The sequence below is a fragment of the uncultured Kriegella sp. genome, assembly GCF_963975415.1.
Lineage (GTDB): Bacteria > Bacteroidota > Bacteroidia > Flavobacteriales > Flavobacteriaceae > Kriegella.
In genome coordinates this window covers 488,101-508,165 of the sequence record NZ_CAXBGN010000003.1, presented here as the reverse complement: position 1 = coordinate 508,165, position 20,065 = coordinate 488,101, and the positions used below count along the sequence as shown (strand labels likewise).

17 protein-coding genes are annotated in these 20,065 nt (G+C 39.1%); 14 read left to right on the top strand and 3 right to left on the bottom strand.

What is annotated here, in order from left to right:
- Positions 1 to 33: 33 nt before the first annotated feature.
- The 3 genes from rluF to AACZ88_RS08935 all read left to right on the top strand — a co-directional run bounded on the left by rluF (position 34) and on the right by AACZ88_RS08935 (position 2,910).
- A complete protein-coding gene (gene rluF / locus AACZ88_RS08945) occupies positions 34 to 771 on the top strand; it encodes a 23S rRNA pseudouridine(2604) synthase RluF (RefSeq protein WP_339709085.1) in 738 nt (245 codons plus the stop codon).
- 124 nt (positions 772 to 895) lie between these two features.
- Positions 896 to 2,230: a carboxypeptidase-like regulatory domain-containing protein gene (locus tag AACZ88_RS08940; protein WP_339709083.1), complete on the top strand. Its 1,335-nt coding sequence runs from the start codon at positions 896 to 898 to the stop codon at positions 2,228 to 2,230.
- 284 nt (positions 2,231 to 2,514) lie between these two features.
- Positions 2,515 to 2,910 carry a response regulator gene (locus AACZ88_RS08935; RefSeq protein ID WP_339709081.1) on the top strand — a complete coding sequence of 132 codons (396 nt, stop codon included), beginning with the start codon at positions 2,515 to 2,517 and terminating at the stop codon, positions 2,908 to 2,910.
- Positions 2,911 to 2,925: 15 nt separating this feature from the next.
- Here the strand turns inward: AACZ88_RS08935 and AACZ88_RS08930 are convergent, their stop codons facing one another.
- Complete coding sequence (locus AACZ88_RS08930; RefSeq protein ID WP_339709079.1) at positions 2,926 to 4,128, bottom strand: GAF domain-containing sensor histidine kinase; 1,203 nt, start codon at positions 4,126 to 4,128, stop codon at positions 2,926 to 2,928.
- 324 nt (positions 4,129 to 4,452) lie between these two features.
- Here AACZ88_RS08930 and AACZ88_RS08925 point away from each other — a divergent pair, with 324 nt between their 5' ends.
- The gene (locus AACZ88_RS08925) at positions 4,453 to 5,508 is read left to right on the top strand and encodes an LD-carboxypeptidase (protein ID WP_339709077.1); all 1,056 of its coding nucleotides are present in this window, start codon (positions 4,453 to 4,455) and stop codon (positions 5,506 to 5,508) included.
- Positions 5,509 to 5,582: 74 nt separating this feature from the next.
- Here the strand turns inward: AACZ88_RS08925 and AACZ88_RS08920 are convergent, their stop codons facing one another.
- Entirely contained in the window at positions 5,583 to 7,775 is a 2,193-nt protein-coding gene (locus AACZ88_RS08920; protein WP_339709309.1) for an ATP-dependent DNA helicase RecQ, read from the bottom strand.
- A gap of 219 nt (positions 7,776 to 7,994) precedes the next feature.
- Between AACZ88_RS08920 and AACZ88_RS08915 the strand changes: the two genes are divergently transcribed.
- The 3 genes from AACZ88_RS08915 to lptB all read left to right on the top strand — a co-directional run bounded on the left by AACZ88_RS08915 (position 7,995) and on the right by lptB (position 10,652).
- Positions 7,995 to 8,960: a KpsF/GutQ family sugar-phosphate isomerase gene (locus AACZ88_RS08915; RefSeq protein WP_339709075.1), complete on the top strand. Its 966-nt coding sequence runs from the start codon at positions 7,995 to 7,997 to the stop codon at positions 8,958 to 8,960.
- A complete protein-coding gene (gene tatC / locus AACZ88_RS08910; RefSeq protein ID WP_339709073.1) occupies positions 8,960 to 9,811 on the top strand; it encodes a twin-arginine translocase subunit TatC in 852 nt (283 codons plus the stop codon). The genes AACZ88_RS08915 and tatC overlap by 1 nt, the downstream gene beginning before the upstream one ends.
- A 100-nt stretch (positions 9,812 to 9,911) precedes the next feature.
- Positions 9,912 to 10,652: an LPS export ABC transporter ATP-binding protein gene (gene lptB, locus AACZ88_RS08905; RefSeq protein WP_089892840.1), complete on the top strand. Its 741-nt coding sequence runs from the start codon at positions 9,912 to 9,914 to the stop codon at positions 10,650 to 10,652.
- Positions 10,653 to 10,716: 64 nt separating this feature from the next.
- On the opposite strand, the gene AACZ88_RS08900 is transcribed toward lptB, so the two are convergent.
- Entirely contained in the window at positions 10,717 to 11,466 is a 750-nt protein-coding gene (locus tag AACZ88_RS08900) for a CDP-alcohol phosphatidyltransferase family protein (RefSeq protein WP_339709068.1), read from the bottom strand.
- A 134-nt stretch (positions 11,467 to 11,600) separates the two neighbouring features.
- Here AACZ88_RS08900 and AACZ88_RS08895 point away from each other — a divergent pair, with 134 nt between their 5' ends.
- The 7 genes from AACZ88_RS08895 to secA all read left to right on the top strand — a co-directional run bounded on the left by AACZ88_RS08895 (position 11,601) and on the right by secA (position 20,064).
- On the top strand, positions 11,601 to 12,797 hold the full coding sequence (locus AACZ88_RS08895; protein WP_339709066.1) for a DUF4105 domain-containing protein: 1,197 nt from the start codon (positions 11,601 to 11,603) through the stop codon (positions 12,795 to 12,797).
- Positions 12,798 to 14,675 (top strand): ABC-F family ATP-binding cassette domain-containing protein, encoded by a 1,878-nt coding sequence (locus tag AACZ88_RS08890; protein ID WP_339709064.1) that lies wholly within the window; start codon positions 12,798 to 12,800, stop codon positions 14,673 to 14,675. It abuts the gene before it with no gap.
- 57 nt (positions 14,676 to 14,732) lie between these two features.
- Positions 14,733 to 15,230: a hypothetical protein gene (locus AACZ88_RS08885; RefSeq protein ID WP_339709062.1), complete on the top strand. Its 498-nt coding sequence runs from the start codon at positions 14,733 to 14,735 to the stop codon at positions 15,228 to 15,230.
- 34 nt (positions 15,231 to 15,264) lie between these two features.
- Positions 15,265 to 15,432 (top strand): hypothetical protein, encoded by a 168-nt coding sequence (locus AACZ88_RS08880; RefSeq protein WP_339709060.1) that lies wholly within the window; start codon positions 15,265 to 15,267, stop codon positions 15,430 to 15,432.
- Between the two features lie 64 nt (positions 15,433 to 15,496).
- Positions 15,497 to 16,072 carry a cob(I)yrinic acid a,c-diamide adenosyltransferase gene (locus tag AACZ88_RS08875; RefSeq protein WP_339709058.1) on the top strand — a complete coding sequence of 192 codons (576 nt, stop codon included), beginning with the start codon at positions 15,497 to 15,499 and terminating at the stop codon, positions 16,070 to 16,072.
- Between the two features lie 193 nt (positions 16,073 to 16,265).
- Positions 16,266 to 16,490, top strand: coding sequence for a DUF2795 domain-containing protein (locus AACZ88_RS08870; protein WP_013994285.1), 225 nt, complete (start codon positions 16,266 to 16,268; stop codon positions 16,488 to 16,490).
- A gap of 211 nt (positions 16,491 to 16,701) precedes the next feature.
- A complete protein-coding gene (gene secA / locus AACZ88_RS08865; RefSeq protein ID WP_339709039.1) occupies positions 16,702 to 20,064 on the top strand; it encodes a preprotein translocase subunit SecA in 3,363 nt (1,120 codons plus the stop codon).
- Position 20,065 lies beyond the last annotated feature (1 nt).

The window sequence follows — 20,065 nt, the reverse complement described above, 5'->3', positions numbered from 1 at the left end:
ATCTCCTAAATTTGCATCATCCAAATAAAGAACGTGCAAGATTCTCAAACGACCCGTATCAACAAATACCTTAGTGAAGTAGGCTACTGCTCACGTAGGGCAGCTGACAAACTTATCGATCAAGGCAGAGTGACCATCAACGGAAAAGTGCCGGAAATGGGCACTAAAATAGTGGCGGGAGACAAAGTATGCGTCGATGGGGAAGTCGTTTCAAAAGCCAATGAAAAACCGGTATACCTTGCCTTTAACAAACCCGTGGGAATTGTTTGCACTACCGATACCGGTGTCGAGAAAGATAATATTGTCGATTTTATCAACTACCCAAAACGTATTTTCCCTATTGGTCGGTTGGACAAGCCTAGTGAAGGACTTATTTTTATGACCAACGATGGTGATATTGTCAATAAGATATTAAGGGCAAGAAACCATCACGAAAAAGAATATTTGGTAACCATAGACAAACCGATTACTCCTGTTTTTTTAGAAAAAATGCGTAGCGGAGTTCCTATTTTAGATACCGTTACCCGAAAATGCAAAGTGGAGGAAATCAATCCCTACCAATTCAAAATTGTTCTCACGCAGGGTCTGAACAGACAAATTCGACGTATGTGTGAGTATTTGGGCTATCGCGTAAAGAAACTAAGGCGTATACGTATCATGAACATCAAATTGGATATCCCTGTCGGTAAATGGAGAAATCTCACCGAAGCTGAACTAAAGGAAATTCATCGTCTGGTCTCAACCTCTTCAAAAACACACGATGACGCCTAAAGCCAATATTAAATGAGGGCTAAAATTCTAGGCTGAGAGTTCGTTTTATTATCGTTACTTTAACACTATATATGATTAAAAATCATTAACTTAGGATGAAACAACTCAAATAAACACTCGGACCATGGCACATACTAGGTTTAAGGTACAAAAAAAATATCTGGGCACGCTATTCTTGTTTCTAATGCTCTTAGGAGTAGGGGGAATTCCTCAGGCCTCTGCTTTCTTTCAAGACGATTTACAGGAAGATGACATAGCGTTTACAGAATATAAGGGCGAAGTCATCGATGCGAATACAAAAAAACCTTTGGTCTTTGCTACGTTGACCGTAGAAGGTACCAACATTAGTACGATATCGAATACTGAAGGAACATTTCTACTAAAAGTCCCTCCTACGATGAAAGAAGCGAATGTTTTGGTCTCCTTTTTGGGATATAAGGATGTATCCCTGCCCCTATCCGATTTTAAGGATGGAAAGAACCGGATAGCAATGGAAATTTCCATAACCGAACTTTCAGAGGTCAACATTGCCATCCCTAAAGATGCCGGTGCACTGGTCAGGGAAACTTTGAAAAAGAAAGGCGAGAACTATTTTGAAGACCCTACTTTAATGACTGCCTTTTATCGGGAAACAATCAAAAAGAGAAGAAAAAATGTATCCCTTTCAGAGGCTGTTGTAAACATTTACAAAGCCCCCTACACTTCACTGCGCAAAGATGCCGTACAATTATACAAGGCTAGAAAAAGTACCGATTACGACAAACTTGACACTATCGCCTTAAAACTACAAGGTGGCCCGTTCAATGCACTTTTTGTCGATATTATGAAGTATCCGGAATATATTTTTGCGGAAGAATCATTAAATAATTACGTTTTCGAATTCGATCGTTCGACACAAGTAAACGACAAACTTATTTATGTTATTAATTTCAAGCAGCGAGAAAATATTATCGATCCTTTGTACCAGGGAAAACTATACATAGATGCCAACAAGAAAATTCTGACCAGCGCTATTTACTCCCTCAACATTACAGATCGTGACATGGCCGCAAGGTTATTTGTTCGTAAAAAGCCTAGAAATGCCAATGTCTGGCCAACTGATGTAGCCTACAGGGTCGATTATCGAGAGAAAAATGGTCGATGGTATTATGGTTATAGCAATGTTCTGCTTGAGTTCAAAATAAATTGGGACAGACGACTGTTTAATTCAGTATATAGCATGACTTGCGAAATGGCGGTTACGGATTGGGAAAAAAATAATGCTGACGGATTTCCGAAATCAAAGCAGCGTATCAAATCATCTATCATATTGGCAGATGCCGCCATTGGTTTTACAGATCCCGACTTTTGGGGTGAATACAATATTATTGAACCTGAGAAATCTATAGAATCGGCGATTAAGAAAATACAACGCCAATTAAGGCGTACGAAATCTACCGGCGGCGCGGCAGGGCGTTGACACCTTTTAACCGAAAATTATTTAAAAGAACCGATTGGAAAGAATTGGTTCTTTTTGTTTTATACGATTTCTTAAATAAAGAATCTATTAGGTCTTGATTTCCCGTAACTCATACTTTATTCAACGTGCCACTATTATACGATTTAAAAAACCATTGAATCTTCTTCACATTCCTATTACTTTCCGGAAACTCTAAAAGACTAAATATCTTTTGCAAAAAGTCGGTCAAATTATTTTTTAACAATTGAACCTTTAACATCCGCTCAAAAAATTATCTTTAGCACATGAAAACTGTTGTATACATTATTGATGATAATATGGTATCGGAATTCGCCACAAAAATGGTGCTTCAACAATCTACAATTACATGTGAGCTTTTTTCATTTGATAGTGCTGAAATGGGTTTGGCAAATTTTATAGATTCACTTCAAAAAAAACAAAATATCCCAGATATTATACTATTAGACCTAAATATGCCCGGTATGGACGGTTGGGAGTTTCTATCAAGACTTAAAAAGATAAAGTACCCGAGAAATAAGGTTGCAATCTATGTGTTATCAACTTTCACCAGTGCAATGGCCCGTGAGAAGGCACGCTCACATGAGTTGGTATCGGGTCTTTTTGAAAGACCTCTTTCTAAAATCAATGTTGAATCTATTCTATCGGAAAAAATCTACTAGCCTCGATCAAACCATTCAATCTGCGATGGTAAAGACAAATTTTGAGCCTTCACCGATTTCAGACTCAACAAAAATTTCACCCCCTAAATTTCCAACGACTTTTTTTACGGTTGCGAGACCTATACCGTTCCCAGGACGCCCTAATCTATCTTTATTGGAAAGTGTTTCGAATATTTGGAAAATTTTCACTTGGTTTTTCTTTAAGATTCCAGGTCCATTGTCCTTTACCGATATTTGATATCCGATTTTCACCTTTTTGATTTCCAATTCAATTTCCGTATGTTCTTTATCACTATACTTAAGAGCATTTGCCAAAAGATTTATCAAAATCTGTTCGATAGCGGTTTTGTTCGCGACGATATATTCCAGATCAGATTTGAGATGAATAGCACAATCAAATTGTGCCGAGAAGAGTCCGGCGATGTCTTCCCTTAAAACCTTTAAATTGATTTGCGAATAATCATCTTTACTCAACTCACCTGATTTACTGTAATCGAGCAAGCCCGTAATTAAATTTTTGAGGGTATCCGACGAATTTTTAATCAGTTTTATGAGTGTACGGCCATTAGCATCCATCGTTGCCCCATAATCCTTTTCCAAATATCCTGCCAAAGCGGAGATATTATTTAGGGGCGATTTAAGATCATGGGCCGCCACGTAGGCAAATCTTTCCAATTCACCATTGTTGGCCTTGAGCTCTTTGTTTGCCCTTTCCAATTCCATCTTGTACTTTCTTGACTCTAAAAGATTCATTACCTGATCCGACAGAATACTCAAGGCATTGATTTGGCCCTTGCTCAGCCGGTTTGGTTTATTGTCTATAACACAAAGCGTTCCAAGCGGCAATCCCTCTGAATTTTTGAGAGGTACACCGGCATAAAAAATTACATGGGGTTCATTCGTAACCAAAGGGTTGTCATGAAACCGCTCATCTTCCCTAGCATCTTCAATCATGAAAACTTTATCAGTTGCATTTATGGCATGACCGCAAAAAGCATACTCTTTTGGGGTTTCTGTGGCATCAATCCCCAAATGAGATTTAAACCATTGTCGCTTATCATCAAGGAGACTAACCAATGAAATAGGCATGTTGCATATTTCGGCCGCAAGGGTCGTCAAGTTATCGTATTCAATTTCGGGCAGGGTGTCAAGAATGGAATAAGATTCTAAAAGCCTAAGCCTTTCTAATTCTCTTTCATGGTCTCGTGGGGGATTCATAATGCTATATATTTTGGGAATTCACAACTATAAGTAAATGACTATGCAAACTATATTTCTTGTTAAAAATGACCTTATTTTATGACCATAACGATTCGGAAATTAAAAAAGTATTGAAAAAATATTTTACATAGTAGGGACTCAATAGATGAAAAATCTATTTCATAAGACTTGATCAAATTTCACCCCTTTAGCTCATATTAAAGATATAACGCAAATTTACGTCAATTTATTCTCACATTTCAAAGACTAAAATTACCATTTTTCATATCACCCCGCTAATCAATTAATTAATAAGTAAATTAAATGCCATAAATATCAGATATGCCCCTTGAAAGAAGACGATTTATTGCATCCACATTAGGGTTCTCAGTAGCGACACTAATTGTCGGAAATACATATGCCCATGTCCCTAGAAAACCAATTCGTGAAACGTTACTTCCGAAAAGGCTGAAAAAGGGCGACACTATAGGTTTGATTGCCCCAGGTTATGCCATTGAAGGTACTATTTTAGAAGCGGCGAAAGAAACCCTTAAGGCCATGGGGTTTATCCCCTTTCATACGAACCGAATTTTATCAAATTATGGGTATTTCAGTAATACCGACACTGAAAGGGCCCAAGATCTTAACGAGATGTTCAGCAACGATGATGTCGACGGTATTCTGTGCGCTCGCGGTGGCTATGGTTGTACCCGAATTATGCATATGATCGATTATGATAGCATTCAAAAAAACCCCAAAGCTTTAATCGGATTTAGCGATGTGACAGCGCTCTTAAATGGCATACATCAAGAAACAGGCCTAGTTACTTTTCACGGCCCTGTCGGGAGTACCTTAAACGATCCATACAGTATCGGGCAGTTACAACGGGTAGTTATACACCCACAAAACCAACAAATTATTACCAATTCAATTCTTACAGACGACGATATAAAAGGAAACCCAGAGTACGACCGTTATACGATTACCAAAGGAAAAGCCACCGGAAAATTAGTCGGGGGCAGCCTTACACTGATCAATGCATTAATTGGCACACCTCACGAGATAGACTTTACCGACGCCCTTGTATGCATAGAAGATGTTGAAGAGGCACCCTATCGTATCGACCGTATGTTGACCCAATTGATTGCGGGCCCAACATTTTCAAAAGCAAAAGGAATTATCTTTGGAGTCTGCGCGGGCTGTAACACTTCTACAAACCCACTTTCTTTTAATTTAAAGGAAGTATTACTAGACCGAATAAAACCCCTGAATATTCCAGCAATATACGGAATGAGCTTTGGGCATATCAAAAGTAGTTTTACATTCCCCATTGGTATTACCGCCAAACTCGATGCCGATCAAATGACACTACAATTGTTGCAAAAGCCTGTACGCTAGAAGCTATCATTGGCACCAGCACCTAAGCAAGGCCAAGCCGCCCAATACGATACAATCGCCGTGGTGGGCGCGTATTAATTCGCGACCTCGCTAATGAATTTTAAGCGGTACAATCTCAGTTCTTCATCCTCATAGTCTCCATCAAATTCTTGAAGAGCGTCTTCAATGTTATCAGTTTCCGCTTCCAGAAAATATTCATGTATTTCTTCTTGCTGGTCTTCATCAAGCACTTCATCGACCCAATAGCCTAAATTCAATTTAGTGCCACTGAACACGATTTGCTCCATCTCCTTTATCAGCTCAGAAATATTCAAGCCCTTGGCAGATGCAATATCATCCAATGGTAATTTTCTGTCCACATTTTGTATGATGTATAATTTTAAACCTGAATTGGCTCCGGTACTTTTTACCACCAAATCGTCGGGACGAATAATCTCGTTCTCTTCAACATAAGAAGAAATTAATGCTACAAAAGGCTTACCGTACTTTTTAGCTTTGCCTTCGCCTACCCCATGAATATTAATAAGCTCATCCATTGAAATGGGGTATTTCAACGCCATATCCTCTAATGACGGGTCTTGAAAAACCACAAAAGGCGGAACCCCTAATTTCTTAGCTTGGGCTTTGCGAAGATCCTTCAATTGCTTGAGTAGTTTTTCGTCGGAAACCCCACTTGAAGCCGCTGTGACCGCTGTATTCTTATCGCCCGAATATGAATGGTCTTTAGTCATCATAAAAGAACGCGGTTTCTTCAAGAAATCGTGCCCCTTCTGGGTTACATGTAAAATACCGTACTGTTCTATTTCCTTTTTTAAAAGCCCAGCCACCAATACTTGACGAATCAATGCCATCCAATAGTACTTGTCATGGTCGGCACCCGAACCAAAAACTTCTTTTGTATCCGTTTTGTGCGACGAAATAAGGGCATTTACTTTTCCAGTAAGTGTTTTTACAATCTCTTTCGATTTAAATTTTTCGCTGGTATCCTTTACTACCTTAATAAGCTTAGCGACATTGTCTTGGGCTTCTTCTTTGGCTTTGGGGTTTCTGGTGTTGTCATCCATTTTTGCCCCTTCTCCATTAATCTCGTCAAATTCCTCCCCAAAATAATGCAACATAAACTTTCTGCGGGACATTGAAGTTTCGGCATAGGCCACTACTTCTTGAAGCAGCGCATTGCCAATCTCTTGTTCGGCAACTGGCTTTCCCGACATAAATTTTTCCAACTTCTCAATATCCTTATAGGCATAAAAAGCAAGACAATGACCCTCACCTCCGTCTCTGCCGGCCCTTCCTGTTTCCTGATAGTAACTTTCAATACTCTTAGGTATGTCATGATGAATAACGAAACGCACATCGGGCTTATCAATACCCATTCCGAATGCAATTGTTGCCACAACCACATCAACATCTTCCATCAAAAACATATCTTGATATTTCGATCTTGTCTTCGCATCAAAACCTGCATGATAGGGTACGGCACTCACTCCATTCACCTGCAACACCTGCGCCAACTCTTCGACCCTCTTTCTACTCAAACAATAAACAATACCAGACTTACCCGAATTTTGCTTTACAAATCGAATGATGTCACTATCAACAGTAGCGGTTTTTGGTCGAATCTCATAATACAAGTTCGGTCTATTGAACGATGCTTTAAAGACCTTGGCATCGGTAATACCCAAATTCTTGATGATATCTTCCTGCACTTTAGGAGTTGCCGTAGCAGTCAGCCCAATAATCGGAATATTGTCGCCCAATCGGTTCACAATATTCTTCAAGTTTCTATATTCAGGTCTAAAATCATGCCCCCATTCTGAAATACAATGGGCCTCATCAACCGCCACAAAAGATATTTTTTGCGACTGCAAAAATTCAACATATTCATCTTTGGTCAAAGATTCGGGGGCTACGTACAAAAGTTTCGTTATACCATTAAGTATATCTTCCTTAACCTGTTTTATTTCAGTCTTTGTCAGGGATGAATTCAACACGTGGGCCACACCATTTTCAGAAGAAACACCGCGAATGGCATCGACCTGGTTTTTCATAAGTGCAATTAGCGGGGAAACTATTATAGCCGTACCAGGCTGCATTAACGCAGGAAGCTGATAGCAAAGCGATTTACCACCGCCCGTAGGCATGATAACAAATGTATTATTACCTTCTAATGTGTTTTTTATTACATCTTCTTGAAGACCTTTGAATTGAGAAAACCCAAAATATTTTTTTAACGAGGCATGCAGATCAATCTCTTCCAACTCCATTCCGTTTAATATCATTTAAAATTATATGCTCAGTCATGGCATGGAGCCATACTAATTAATTGTACAATTAAGATAATGAATCTTAGACTTCAAAACACAAATTGTACCATAATAAATTCCTAAAACTTAAAATATTATTTAAAATTAAGTTTACGTAGTTTTGTAAACTTAAATATAAGACATTCTTTTAGTATTGCAATTCTTAACTCAACAATTACCTTGAACAATAGTAAAACCATTCTTGCCCTAGCGCAGCAAACCTTTGACATGGAAAGCAAAGCTATCGGTAATTTAGCATCGCTATTGACCAACGATTTTGCCAATGCTGTCGATTGCATTCTGAAGTCTAAAGGTAGGGTTATTATTTCAGGTATTGGCAAAAGTGCAATCGTAGCCACTAAAATTGTGGCCACCTTGAATTCGACCGGCACCCCTGCCATTTTTATGCATGCCGGAGATGCCATTCATGGCGACCTCGGTACCATTCAAGAAAATGATGTGGTCATCTGTATTTCAAAAAGCGGAAGCACCCCAGAAATAAAGATGTTGGTTCCCTTGATAAAAAGGGGAACCAACAAGTTAATAGCAATGACCGGAAATACCGATTCGTTTTTGGCGCATCAAGCCGATTTTATACTGAACACCTTTGTTGAAAAAGAAGCTTGCCCGAACAATCTGGCTCCGACTACCAGTACTACGGCACAATTGGTCATGGGCGACGCCCTGGCCATCAGCTTATTAAAATTAAGAGGATTCACAAGTCAGGATTTTGCAAAATACCATCCGGGAGGTGCATTGGGCAAACGCCTCTACCTACGGGTTGCAGATATTGCCGAAAACAATCAAAAACCGAGCGTCGGGTTAAAAACCGACGTAAAGCAGGTCATCGTTGAGATTTCTGAAAAAATGTTAGGGGTCGCGGCAGTTTTAGATAACAATAAAATTGTGGGGGTCATTACCGATGGCGATATTCGCAGAATGTTAAATAAATATGATGACATTCGCACATTGACGGCACGCGATATTATGACATCCAATCCGAAAACCGTAGCTATCGAAGAACTCGCCGTAAGCGCTTTGGAACTCATGCAAGATAGCGGTATTTCACAATTATTGGCCGTTGATGGCACAACATACAAGGGAGTAGTACATCTACATAATTTAATAAATGAAGGCATATTATAATGGCGAAGAAAAAAAACACCAAGCCTCATAACGAAATGTCGTTTTTAGACCATTTAGAAGAACTTCGATGGCATCTGATCCGATCCGTTTTTGCAGTAGTAATCATCGGCTGCGCAGCCTTTTTAATGCGGGGATTTATTTTTGACACGGTCATTTTCGGGCCTTATAGTATGGACTTCCCCACCTACCGTATATTTTGTAATATCGCTACCTATTTGGGCTTTGATTCCGCTTTTTGCGCCGACAAACTTCCTTTTGTTATACAGAGCCGACAGATGTCGGGACAGTTTTCAATGCACATTTGGACATCTGTTTGGGCCGGTGTTATCTTAGGCTTCCCATACATCCTATACGAACTATGGAAATTTATTAGTCCAGGGTTGTATGAAAAGGAGCGTCAGAATTCCAGGGGATTCATTTTAATAGCCTCGCTATTATTTTTTATGGGCGTACTTTTCGGTTACTACGTCGTGGCACCACTTTCAATCAACTTTTTGGGTACCTACCAAGTCAGTGAACTAGTAAAAAATGATATTGATATCGAGTCTTTTGTGGGCAATATAAAGACGTCTGTTTTAGCATGTGGCGTACTTTTCGAACTGCCGATTATTATTTTCTTTTTAACCAAAGTCGGCATAGTCACCCCTGAAATCCTTAAAAAATATCGAAAAATCGCCTTGGTGGTCGTTCTTATTCTTTCTGCGGTAATTACGCCTCCAGATGTAACAAGTCAAATCATAGTTGCTGTGCCCGTAATCGTACTATATCAGGTGAGCATCTATATTTCAGCCGTAGCGCTCCGAAAAGAAGCCAAAAAAGAAAGGAAACAAAAAGGGTTAAATAAAAGGTAAATAGCATCAGATTTTAAAAGTTTCTTGTTTCTTTTGTCTTTACCTGTTCGAGCTAAGACAAACCCATAAGCGAAGAAACCCGAAACCAGAAGCCTAAAAAATGAAGTTAAGCGCTACAAATATTATGAAGTCCTACCGAGGTAGGCAAGTGGTCAAGGGTATTTCGCTAGAAGTCAACCAAGGTGAAATTGTCGGTCTATTAGGCCCTAATGGGGCAGGTAAAACCACTTCTTTTTATATGATTGTTGGGCTTATCAAGCCCAATGGCGGTAAAATCTTTTTAGATGATATGGAGATTACCAATTTTCCCATGTACAAAAGAGCTCAAAATGGCATTGGGTACTTGGCGCAAGAAGCATCGGTATTTCGAAAATTAAGCATTGAAAAGAATATTTTAAGTGTACTGCAGCTTACAAAATTGAGTAAGAAAGAGCAGCATATGAAAATGGAGTCGCTTATCGAAGAGTTCGGATTGGGCCATATTCGAAAAAGCCGGGGAGATTTACTTTCCGGTGGCGAACGCAGGCGTACTGAAATTGCCCGTGCACTGGCTACTGACCCTAGTTTTATTTTGTTGGATGAGCCTTTTGCGGGAGTAGACCCCGTAGCTGTCGAAGACATTCAGCGTATCGTTGCCCAATTAAAGAACAAGAATATTGGTATACTTATTACCGATCACAATGTACAGGAAACCTTGGCGATAACCGAACGATCGTACTTGATGTTCGAAGGTGGAATTCTTAAATCGGGTATTCCCGAAGACTTGGCTGCCGATGAAATGGTTCGAAAAGTATATTTGGGGCAGAACTTCGAACTCCGTAAAAAGAAATTGGATTTTTAGTCAATTTGACCAAACGAATACCTAAAGTTCAAAACTTTGTTCAAACTTTTTCTATTCCGTGTATTTATTCCCGCTTCTTCGTGCCTGCTGAATTGTCTGCCACCGAACCCAAAATATAAAACCCGATAATCATCGGAACCGCTAAAAACTGCATGGTCACCAAAAGTACTAAGCTCACGATAAGGAAAATATAGCGCAGGGCGTTATCCTTAAAGCTCCAGTTTTTAAATTTTAGGGCAAAAAGTGCAATTTTCGAATTTAACAGGTAGGCACTCAGCAACGTCATACCGATCAAAAACCATTGGTTTAGAATAATCGAGTTTAGCGCATCATTGTTATGATATAACAAAATCAAGGGAAGGGACAAAATCAATAACGCATTTGCGGGAGTCGGAAGCCCTATAAAAGAGGATACCTGATTTTCATCTAAATTAAATTTGGCCAGACGATAGGCCGAGGCCATGGTAATCAGAAATCCAAAAAAAGGAAGCATTGATATTTGTGACCCTTCGGCAAAGGTGGCGTTATCAAAGGCATTCCAACCGCCACTTTGCGACATATCCAACAACTGAAACATTACAATACCCGGCACCAATCCGCTTGTAATGACATCGGCCAAAGAATCAAGTTGCAACCCCAATTCACTTTGTACGTTTAAAACGCGTGCTGCCAATCCATCAAAGAAATCGAAAAATATTCCCAAGAAAACAAAAAGTGCCGCCAGCTCAAGTTGGTTCATTACGGCAAAAACCGAGGCTACACAACCACAGAAAACGTTGAGCAGAGTAATTAAATTGGGAATATGCTGTTTCATCTTAGAAAAAGTTAGGTGTTCGACCGTCATGGTCCATAAAAATCACTTGCGTAAAAATAAGACAATTTTTCAGTACCCATTTAGTCCATTATTTATTCGGATATTTGCCCTCAATTATATTGACCATTATTACAATGCAATCAAAGAACATCATTTTACTTTTTTTTCTGACCTTGGTGACCTTTGGTTTTTCGCAGAAAATCGAACTTTCCCCTTTATCGGAAATTAGTGTTTTAACCTGTGGTCCTGGTGATGACCTCTACACCTCCTTTGGCCACAGTGCTTTTCGTGTACAAGATAGAACGCTGGGTATAGATGCAGTCTATAATTATGGTACTTTCGATTTTAACCCGCCTTGGTTTTATCTCGAATTCACCCAAGGTAAGCTCATCTATTCTTTGGGTAGGCAACGCATGGAACGTTTTCTAGCCGAATACAAATATTACGATAGATGGGTGAAAGAAAACAAGCTAAACCTTTCTTTAGAAGAACGAAATAAGTTGTTCCAGTTTTTAGAGCATAATTATTTACCCGAAAACAGGGACTATCGCTATGATTTCTTTTATGACAACTGTGCTACTAAAATATGGGACGTTCTTAAAGAAAATTTCAACAACAAGTTAACGTTCAGCCCCAATTATATAGAAGAACAATATACCTTTCGTGAATTGATCCATCAAAACCTGGAATTTAATTCGTGGGCAGCCTTTGGCATTGATTTGGCCCTAGGGTCGGTTATCGACAAGAAAGCGACCCCTCAAGAGCACATGTACTTACCAGCTTATATTATGAAGCAGCTAACGCATGCCACATTGAACGGAAAACCGTTGTCGGAGAAAACAAAGGTTGTGTTCGAACCTGTCAGGGGAAACAAAAATTCGATCTTTTTTACTTCGCCCCTATTTTGGTTAAACCTCATACTAATTCTTGGCATTGCGCTAACATATAACGACTTTAGAAAAAAGAGACGAACCAAATGGTTTGATTTCTTACTGTTCTTTATCACTGGGTTGGCCGGCCTGTTATTATTTCACCTTTGGTTTCTGACCGAGCACACAACAACCGTTGGCAATTTCAACCTTTTTTGGGTATTCCCATTGAATTTGGCAGTTGCCTTTTTTATGATTTCCAAGAAACCTTTACCTGTTTGGATTTCAAAATACTTGCTGTTGCTATTAGTGCTTCTGGGAGCAACCATTTTGGTCTGGCTTCTAAACATACAGGTGTTTTCCCCAATGATTATTCCGTTGCTTATACTTCTTGCCGTTCGATATCTATTTTTATTTCAGCTGTCGAACCGCATAAAAACATCCAATAATATTCCCATATAAATGAATTTAGTAACTGTTGAAAATATAGCCAAATCATATGGCGAACGCGTCCTTTTTCAAGACATATCCTTTGGTATCAACAAAGACCAAAAGATCGCTCTTATCGCTAAAAATGGGACCGGAAAAACATCCATTTTAAATATTCTGTCGGCTAAGGATGCAGCCGATTCCGGACAAGTAAATTTTCGAAAAGGTATTCGAGTTTCATTTTTAGAACAAGAACCTGATCTGAACCCTGAACTGACCATAGAAGAAACCATTTTTGCATCTGACAATGAAGTTCTAAGGGTCATACGTAGCTACGAAAAAGCCTTGACAAACTCCGATGATGCTGAAGCATATCAAAAAGCCTTCGAGGCCATGGAGCGTTTTGATGCTTGGGATTTTGAAACCCAGTACAAACAGATTCTGTTCAAATTAAAACTCGAAGACCTCAATGTTAAAGTCGGTAAACTGTCCGGCGGACAAAAAAAACGGTTGGCTTTGGCCAATGCCCTGATCAATCGCCCCGAGTTGTTGGTTTTAGATGAACCTACCAACCATTTGGATCTTGAAATGATCGAATGGCTAGAGCAGTATTTTGCCAAAGAGAAGTTTACGTTATTTATGGTTACCCACGACCGTTTCTTTTTAGAACGTGTTTGCAACGAAATCTTGGAACTCGACAATGGTACATTGTATTCGTACAAAGGAAACTATTCATACTATCTAGAAAAGAAAGAAGCACGTATCGAATTGGAAAGTGTCGAACAGCATAAATCGGAACGTCTTTTTAAAAAAGAATTGGAATGGATGCGACGCCAACCAAAAGCACGGACCACAAAATCAAAGTCGCGAATCGATGACTTCAGTGCCATCAAAGAAAAAGCCAATCAACGCCGAAAAGACCATGAGATACAACTAGAAATTAACATGGAACGCCTCGGCAGTAAAATTCTGGAACTGCACAAGATATCAAAATCTTATCCTGGCAAACCCATACTCGACAAATTCGAATACACTTTCATAAAAGGCGAACGCATAGGTATTATTGGTAAAAATGGCACAGGAAAATCTACTTTTTTAAATATCTTGACAGGAACCGACAAACCCGACTCAGGTAAAGTTGTGGTGGGCGAGACCCTAAAGTTTGGCTATTATACGCAAAAAGGAATCGTTATAAAAGAAGGACAGAAGGTCATAGACGTAATTCGTGAGTTCGGTGATTATATACCCTTGAAAAAGGGAAAACAAATTTCGGCCCAACAGCTCCTCGAACGATTTTTATTCGACCGTAAAAAACAATATGATTTTGTAGACAAACTAAGTGGAGGGGAGCGCAAAAGACTTTACCTATGTACGGTACTCATTCAAAATCCTAACTTTTTAATTTTAGATGAACCCACCAACGATCTTGATATTGTAACGCTAAATGTCTTGGAGAACTTCTTGTTGGATTTTCCTGGATGTCTTATCGTGGTTTCTCACGATCGTTATTTTATGGATAAGATTGTCGATCACCTCTTTGTTTTCCGCGGTGAGGGAGAAATACAGGATTTTCCAGGAAACTATTCCGATTTTCGAGTTTATGAAGACAGCGCCCTTGATGACAAAAGAAACGCTAAAGAAAATGCCAACGAACAGAAAAGTGTCAAAAACGATTGGAAAAATGAAGAAAAGACCCCTAAACTTTCCTATTTAGAGCAAAAAGAATACAAAACCCTAGAAAGGGATATCAAAAAATTAGAAATCAAAAAAGGAGAAGTACAACACAAATTTGCCGACAGTTCATTATCAGGGGAAGATATCGATGCCCTGTCTATTCGACTAAAGGAAATCACCGACGCCATTGACACCAAAACCGAACGTTGGTTTGAACTTTCGGCACTCATGGAGTAACTAAGAACTTAAGGGGAAATTCAGAAATACCAATGCAACTAGTTTAGTATCATTGCGATGTACCAATTAATCGAATATTTTAAGTTTATCGGGGCCTCTACCAATCAATATGGGGTACACTCTCCTTTTGTATATGACTATCTTACAAAATGCCTGTACAAAAAATCTAAGTATAGGACCAGGAAAACCGAAAAAGTATTGTTCAAGAGCATTTCCTATTTCAAATGCAAAAAAATATGGATCGCACCGAACAACAAAAACTTAAAGGAAAAAGTCAAAAAATTATTTCCATTAGTTGAATTCAACGGGTCTACTTATGACCTTATCTATATAGAAGCCATCAATTTGAAGGAATACACCGATATTATGGCGAACATGGCGCACAACAATTCTATGATTCTTGTCGATGCCATACATAAAAATAAAGAGAATATTCTTTTTTGGGAAGATTACAAAAAACTTGAAATTAGTAAGGTTACTTTAGATATGTTTTACTGCGGGGTAATTTTTCCGAGGAGCGAACAGGTGGAGGAACATTTTAAGATTAGGATATAAACCCGTAACTTTAAATTACAGCATTTATATAATTATGGATTATACAATTTTTTATGTTTTAGGTGGAGTTTTATTGGTCTATCTTTTCATATCCATGAACAACAGAAGAAAATCAAAAGATCGAAAATCAAGAAAATTCATGGAGGGTTATCGCAATACACAAAGAAGAAATGATAGCGATGAAAAAACCAATGGCCGATAATGAATGGCTTGAGTAGTCCCAAAGTCTAAATTCCTTACCAAAGTCCTTAAAACACAAAGAACTCATGAAAATTTATACCAAGACAGGTGATGATGGCACAACTGCCCTATTTGGGGGTACGCGCGTAAAAAAACACGACATCCGTATTGAAAGCTATGGCGCCATCGATGAGTTAAATTCTTGGATAGGTCTGATTCGCGACCAAAAAATCGATTTACACACGAAAGAGACCCTACAACTCATTCAAAACAGACTGTTTACGGTTGGGGCTATTTTGGCGACCGACCCCAAAAAAGCACAATTAAAGAACGGAAAAGAGCGTCTCAATATTGTTAAAATCAAGATAGATGACATCAGGCTATTGGAACAAGAAATAGACACTATGGAAGCTTCCCTTGCCCCCATGACACACTTTATACTTCCTGGTGGACATCAAATCGTGTCATACTGTCATATTTCCCGAACTGTATGTCGTAGGGCAGAACGTATGACTACCCATCTCTACGAACAAAATCCTTTCGAAGAAAATGTATTGTTATTTATCAATAGATTATCCGACTATTTATTCGTGTTGGCACGTAAGTTGTCAATAGATTTAAAGGCCGAAGAAATAAAATGGATACCCACCAAAGAGCAATAAAAACCGTAACGAACACTAAAAATCGAATTTACAGCGGTTTAATTTGGTATTCTCTAATAAATTCGTTATTTCTTCGTTATGAAAATTATTAAAACAAAAATAATAACATAAAAAAGTTGAAATACTTTGAAAATAGCTTGGCTATTTAAGTTTAAAAATTATTTTTGCAAAAATTTAAAATCAAACTATTACCATGTACTGGACATTAGAACTAGCATCTTATTTGAGCGATGCACCCTGGCCTGCCACAAAAGATGAATTGATAGACTATTCAATCCGCACCGGAGCGCCTTTGGAAGTCGTTGAAAATCTTCAATCAATGGAAGAGGAAGGTGGTGAAATATATGAGTCCATCGAAGAGATATGGCCAGACTATCCAACAGAAGAAGACTACCTCTGGAACGAGGATGAATATTAATAATATTAACGAATTTGCAACAAAAAAGTCTCTTCCGAGGCTTTTTTTTTATGTAATTTTGGCAGAGGCCCTGAGTCTTTTGGCCTAAAATCATGAACTGGAATGCCTTTTGCTTTACCAATGGCATCAGAAATTGATTATAAACTGATTCCGATAACAGAACAAACGGCCGATAAACTGATTGGCCAGTTTTCAATATAAAGAGAATAGTATGAGTTTTTTAAATTCCGTCTTAAAGGCATTCGTAGGAGATAAATCGAAAAAGGATGTAAAAGAATTACAGCCATTGGTAACTCAGATAAAATCTTTCGAAGCAGGCTTGGAAAAATTAAGCCATGACGAACTACGGAGCAAGACCACAGAATTCAGGGCAAAAATCACGGAAGCCTGCAAATCACTGAACGATCAAATTGAAGAACTTACGGCAGAAGTGAACGCTTCGAAAGATATCGATAAGAACGAAGACATATATGGGGAAATTGACAAACTAAAAGAAGAGGTTTATACAGTTACCGAAAATACACTCAATGATATACTGCCCGAAGCTTTTGCGGTAGTCAAAGAAACTGCTAAGCGTTTTGTAAACAATAAGACCATTACGGTTAGTGCTTCGGAGTATGACAGACAGCTTTCCGGAAATAAAGATTATGTGACCTTGGATGGTGACAACGCCATTTGGAAAAACTCTTGGGATGCTGCCGGCAAACAAGTTACTTGGGATATGGTACACTACGATGTTCAGTTGATCGGCGGTATTGCCCTACATCAAGGAAAAATCGCAGAAATGCACACTGGAGAAGGTAAAACTCTGGTCGCTACCTTGCCACTTTACCTTAATGCCATTTCTGGTCATGGCGCACATTTGGTAACCGTAAACGATTATTTGGCAAAAAGGGATAGCGCATGGATGGCCCCTATTTTTGAATTCCATGGTCTTTCGGTCGATTGTATTGACAAACACAGACCCAATTCTGAAGGCAGAAGAGCTGCTTATAACGCAGATATCACCTATGGTACTAATAATGAGTTCGGTTTTGATTATTTACGCGACAATATGGCGCATACGCCAAAAGACCTAGTTCAACGCCCCCATCATTACGCAATTGTCGATGAGGTAGATTCGGTATTGGTAGATGACGCCAGAACACCCTTGATTATATCTGGACCGGTACCTGAAGGAGATCGCCATGAGTTTAACGAGCTTAAGCCGAAAGTAGGTGATATTGTTCAGAAACAACGGCAATATTTAACAGGAGTATTAGCTGAAGCCAAAAAGTTGATTACCGAAGGAGACGCTAAAGAAGGTGGCTTTTTATTGTTACGCGTGTATCGAGGCCTACCAAAAAATAAGGCGCTTATTAAGTTCTTGAGTGAAGAGGGTATAAAACAATTACTTCAAAAAACCGAGAACTTCTATATGCAAGACAACAATCGCGAAATGCCCAAGGTGGATGAAGAGCTTTTGTTCGTTATTGATGAGAAAAACAATCAGATTGAACTTACCGATAAGGGTGTAGAATATATATCAGGAGAACAGGACAAAGACTTTTTTGTCATGCCCGATATTGGAGGGGAAATTGCCAAAATTGAAAATCAAAATCTTGAAATAGAACAAGAAGCCGAACTTAAAGAAGAACTTTTTAAAGATTTTTCAATAAAAAGTGAGCGTATTCATACCATGAGTCAATTGTTGAAAGCATATACACTCTTTGAAAAAGATGTGGAATATGTAGTAATGGACAACAAGGTAATGATCGTAGATGAACAAACTGGTCGTATCATGGATGGTAGAAGATACTCTGATGGATTGCATCAGGCAATTGAGGCCAAAGAAAATGTAAAGATTGAGGCTTTGACCCAGACCTTCGCCACTGTTACACTTCAGAATTATTTTAGAATGTACCAAAAGTTATCGGGTATGACAGGTACTGCCATTACCGAGGCAGGTGAATTCTGGGAAATTTACAAATTGGACGTGATGGAAATTCCTACCAACAGGCCTATTGCACGTGACGATAGAAACGATTTGATCTACAAGACCAAACGTGAAAAATACAACGCCATTATTGATGAAGTCACCAATTTATCGAAAGCAGGTAGACCAGTGCTGATCGGTACTACTTCAGTAGAAATTTCTGAGCTACTTTCGCGAATGTTGACCATTCGTAAGGTTCCCCATAACGTATTGAATGCCAAGTTGCACAAAAAAGAAGCTGATGTTGTTGCCGAAGCAGGAAATCCAGGGGTAGTTACAATTGCAACGAACATGGCAGGTCGGGGTACCGATATCAAGTTGACCGACGCAGTTAAAAAAGCAGGTGGTCTTGCCATTGTAGGTACCGAACGTCATGATTCACGAAGGGTTGACAGACAGCTGAGAGGTCGTTCAGGCCGTCAGGGAGACCCGGGAAGCTCCCAATTCTATGTTTCCCTGGAAGATAATTTGATGCGGTTGTTCGGATCGGAAAGGGTAGCAAAAATGATGGACAAAATGGGATTGGAAGATGGCGAGGTCATTCAACATTCCATGATGACCAAATCGATAGAACGTGCCCAGAAAAAAGTAGAGGAAAACAACTTTGGCGTACGTAAACGGTTGTTGGAGTATGATGATGTCATGAACGCCCAACGTGAAGTGGTCTATAAAAGAAGGCGCCATGCCCTACAAGGCGAACGTCTAAAGGTAGATATCGCAAATATGATATATGACACCTGTGAGGTCATCGTAGAGACAAACAAAGGTGCTAGTGACTATAAAAACTTCGAGTTCGAGTTGATCAAGTATTTTTCAATTACTTCGCCTATATCCGAAGAGGAGTTTTCAAAAATGGGAGTGCAAGAAATTGCTACCAAAATATATGCGGCAACATACGAACATTATCAAAATAAAATGGAACGAAACGCTGAAACGGCGTTTCCGGTTATAAAGAAGGTATACGAAGATAGCGCCAATAAATTTGAGCGTATCGTAGTACCTTTTACCGATGGAATAAAAAGTTTGAATGTTGTAACCAATTTAAAGGATGCTTACGAAAGTGACGGAAAACAATTGGTAACAGATTTCGAAAAGAACATTACCCTGGCCATTATCGATGATGCTTGGAAAACGCATTTACGCAAAATGGACGAATTAAAACAGTCTGTACAATTAGCCGTACACGAACAAAAAGACCCTTTATTGATTTATAAATTCGAGGCTTTTGAGCTATTTAAGGAAATGATCGAGAAGGTGAACAAAGAAGTCGTATCCTTTTTATTCAAGGGTGAATTGCCAAACGGAAACCCCAACGAAATACAAGAAGAAAAGAATGTTCGTCGGCCAAAAGAAAACCTGCAAACACAAAAAGACGAAATTCCGAACAGTGATGAGCTGGCAGCGCAAAACCGTGCTGTAGGACAAACACAGGGGCGACGTCCACAAATTACCGAAACCATTGTTCGCGAAAGACCGAAAATAGGCCGCAATGACCGTGTAACGATTAAAAATGTTATTTCAGGTGAAAACAAAACTGTAAAATATAAACAAGCAGAACCACTCATACAGAAAGGAGACTGGGTTTTGACAGAAGATTAAT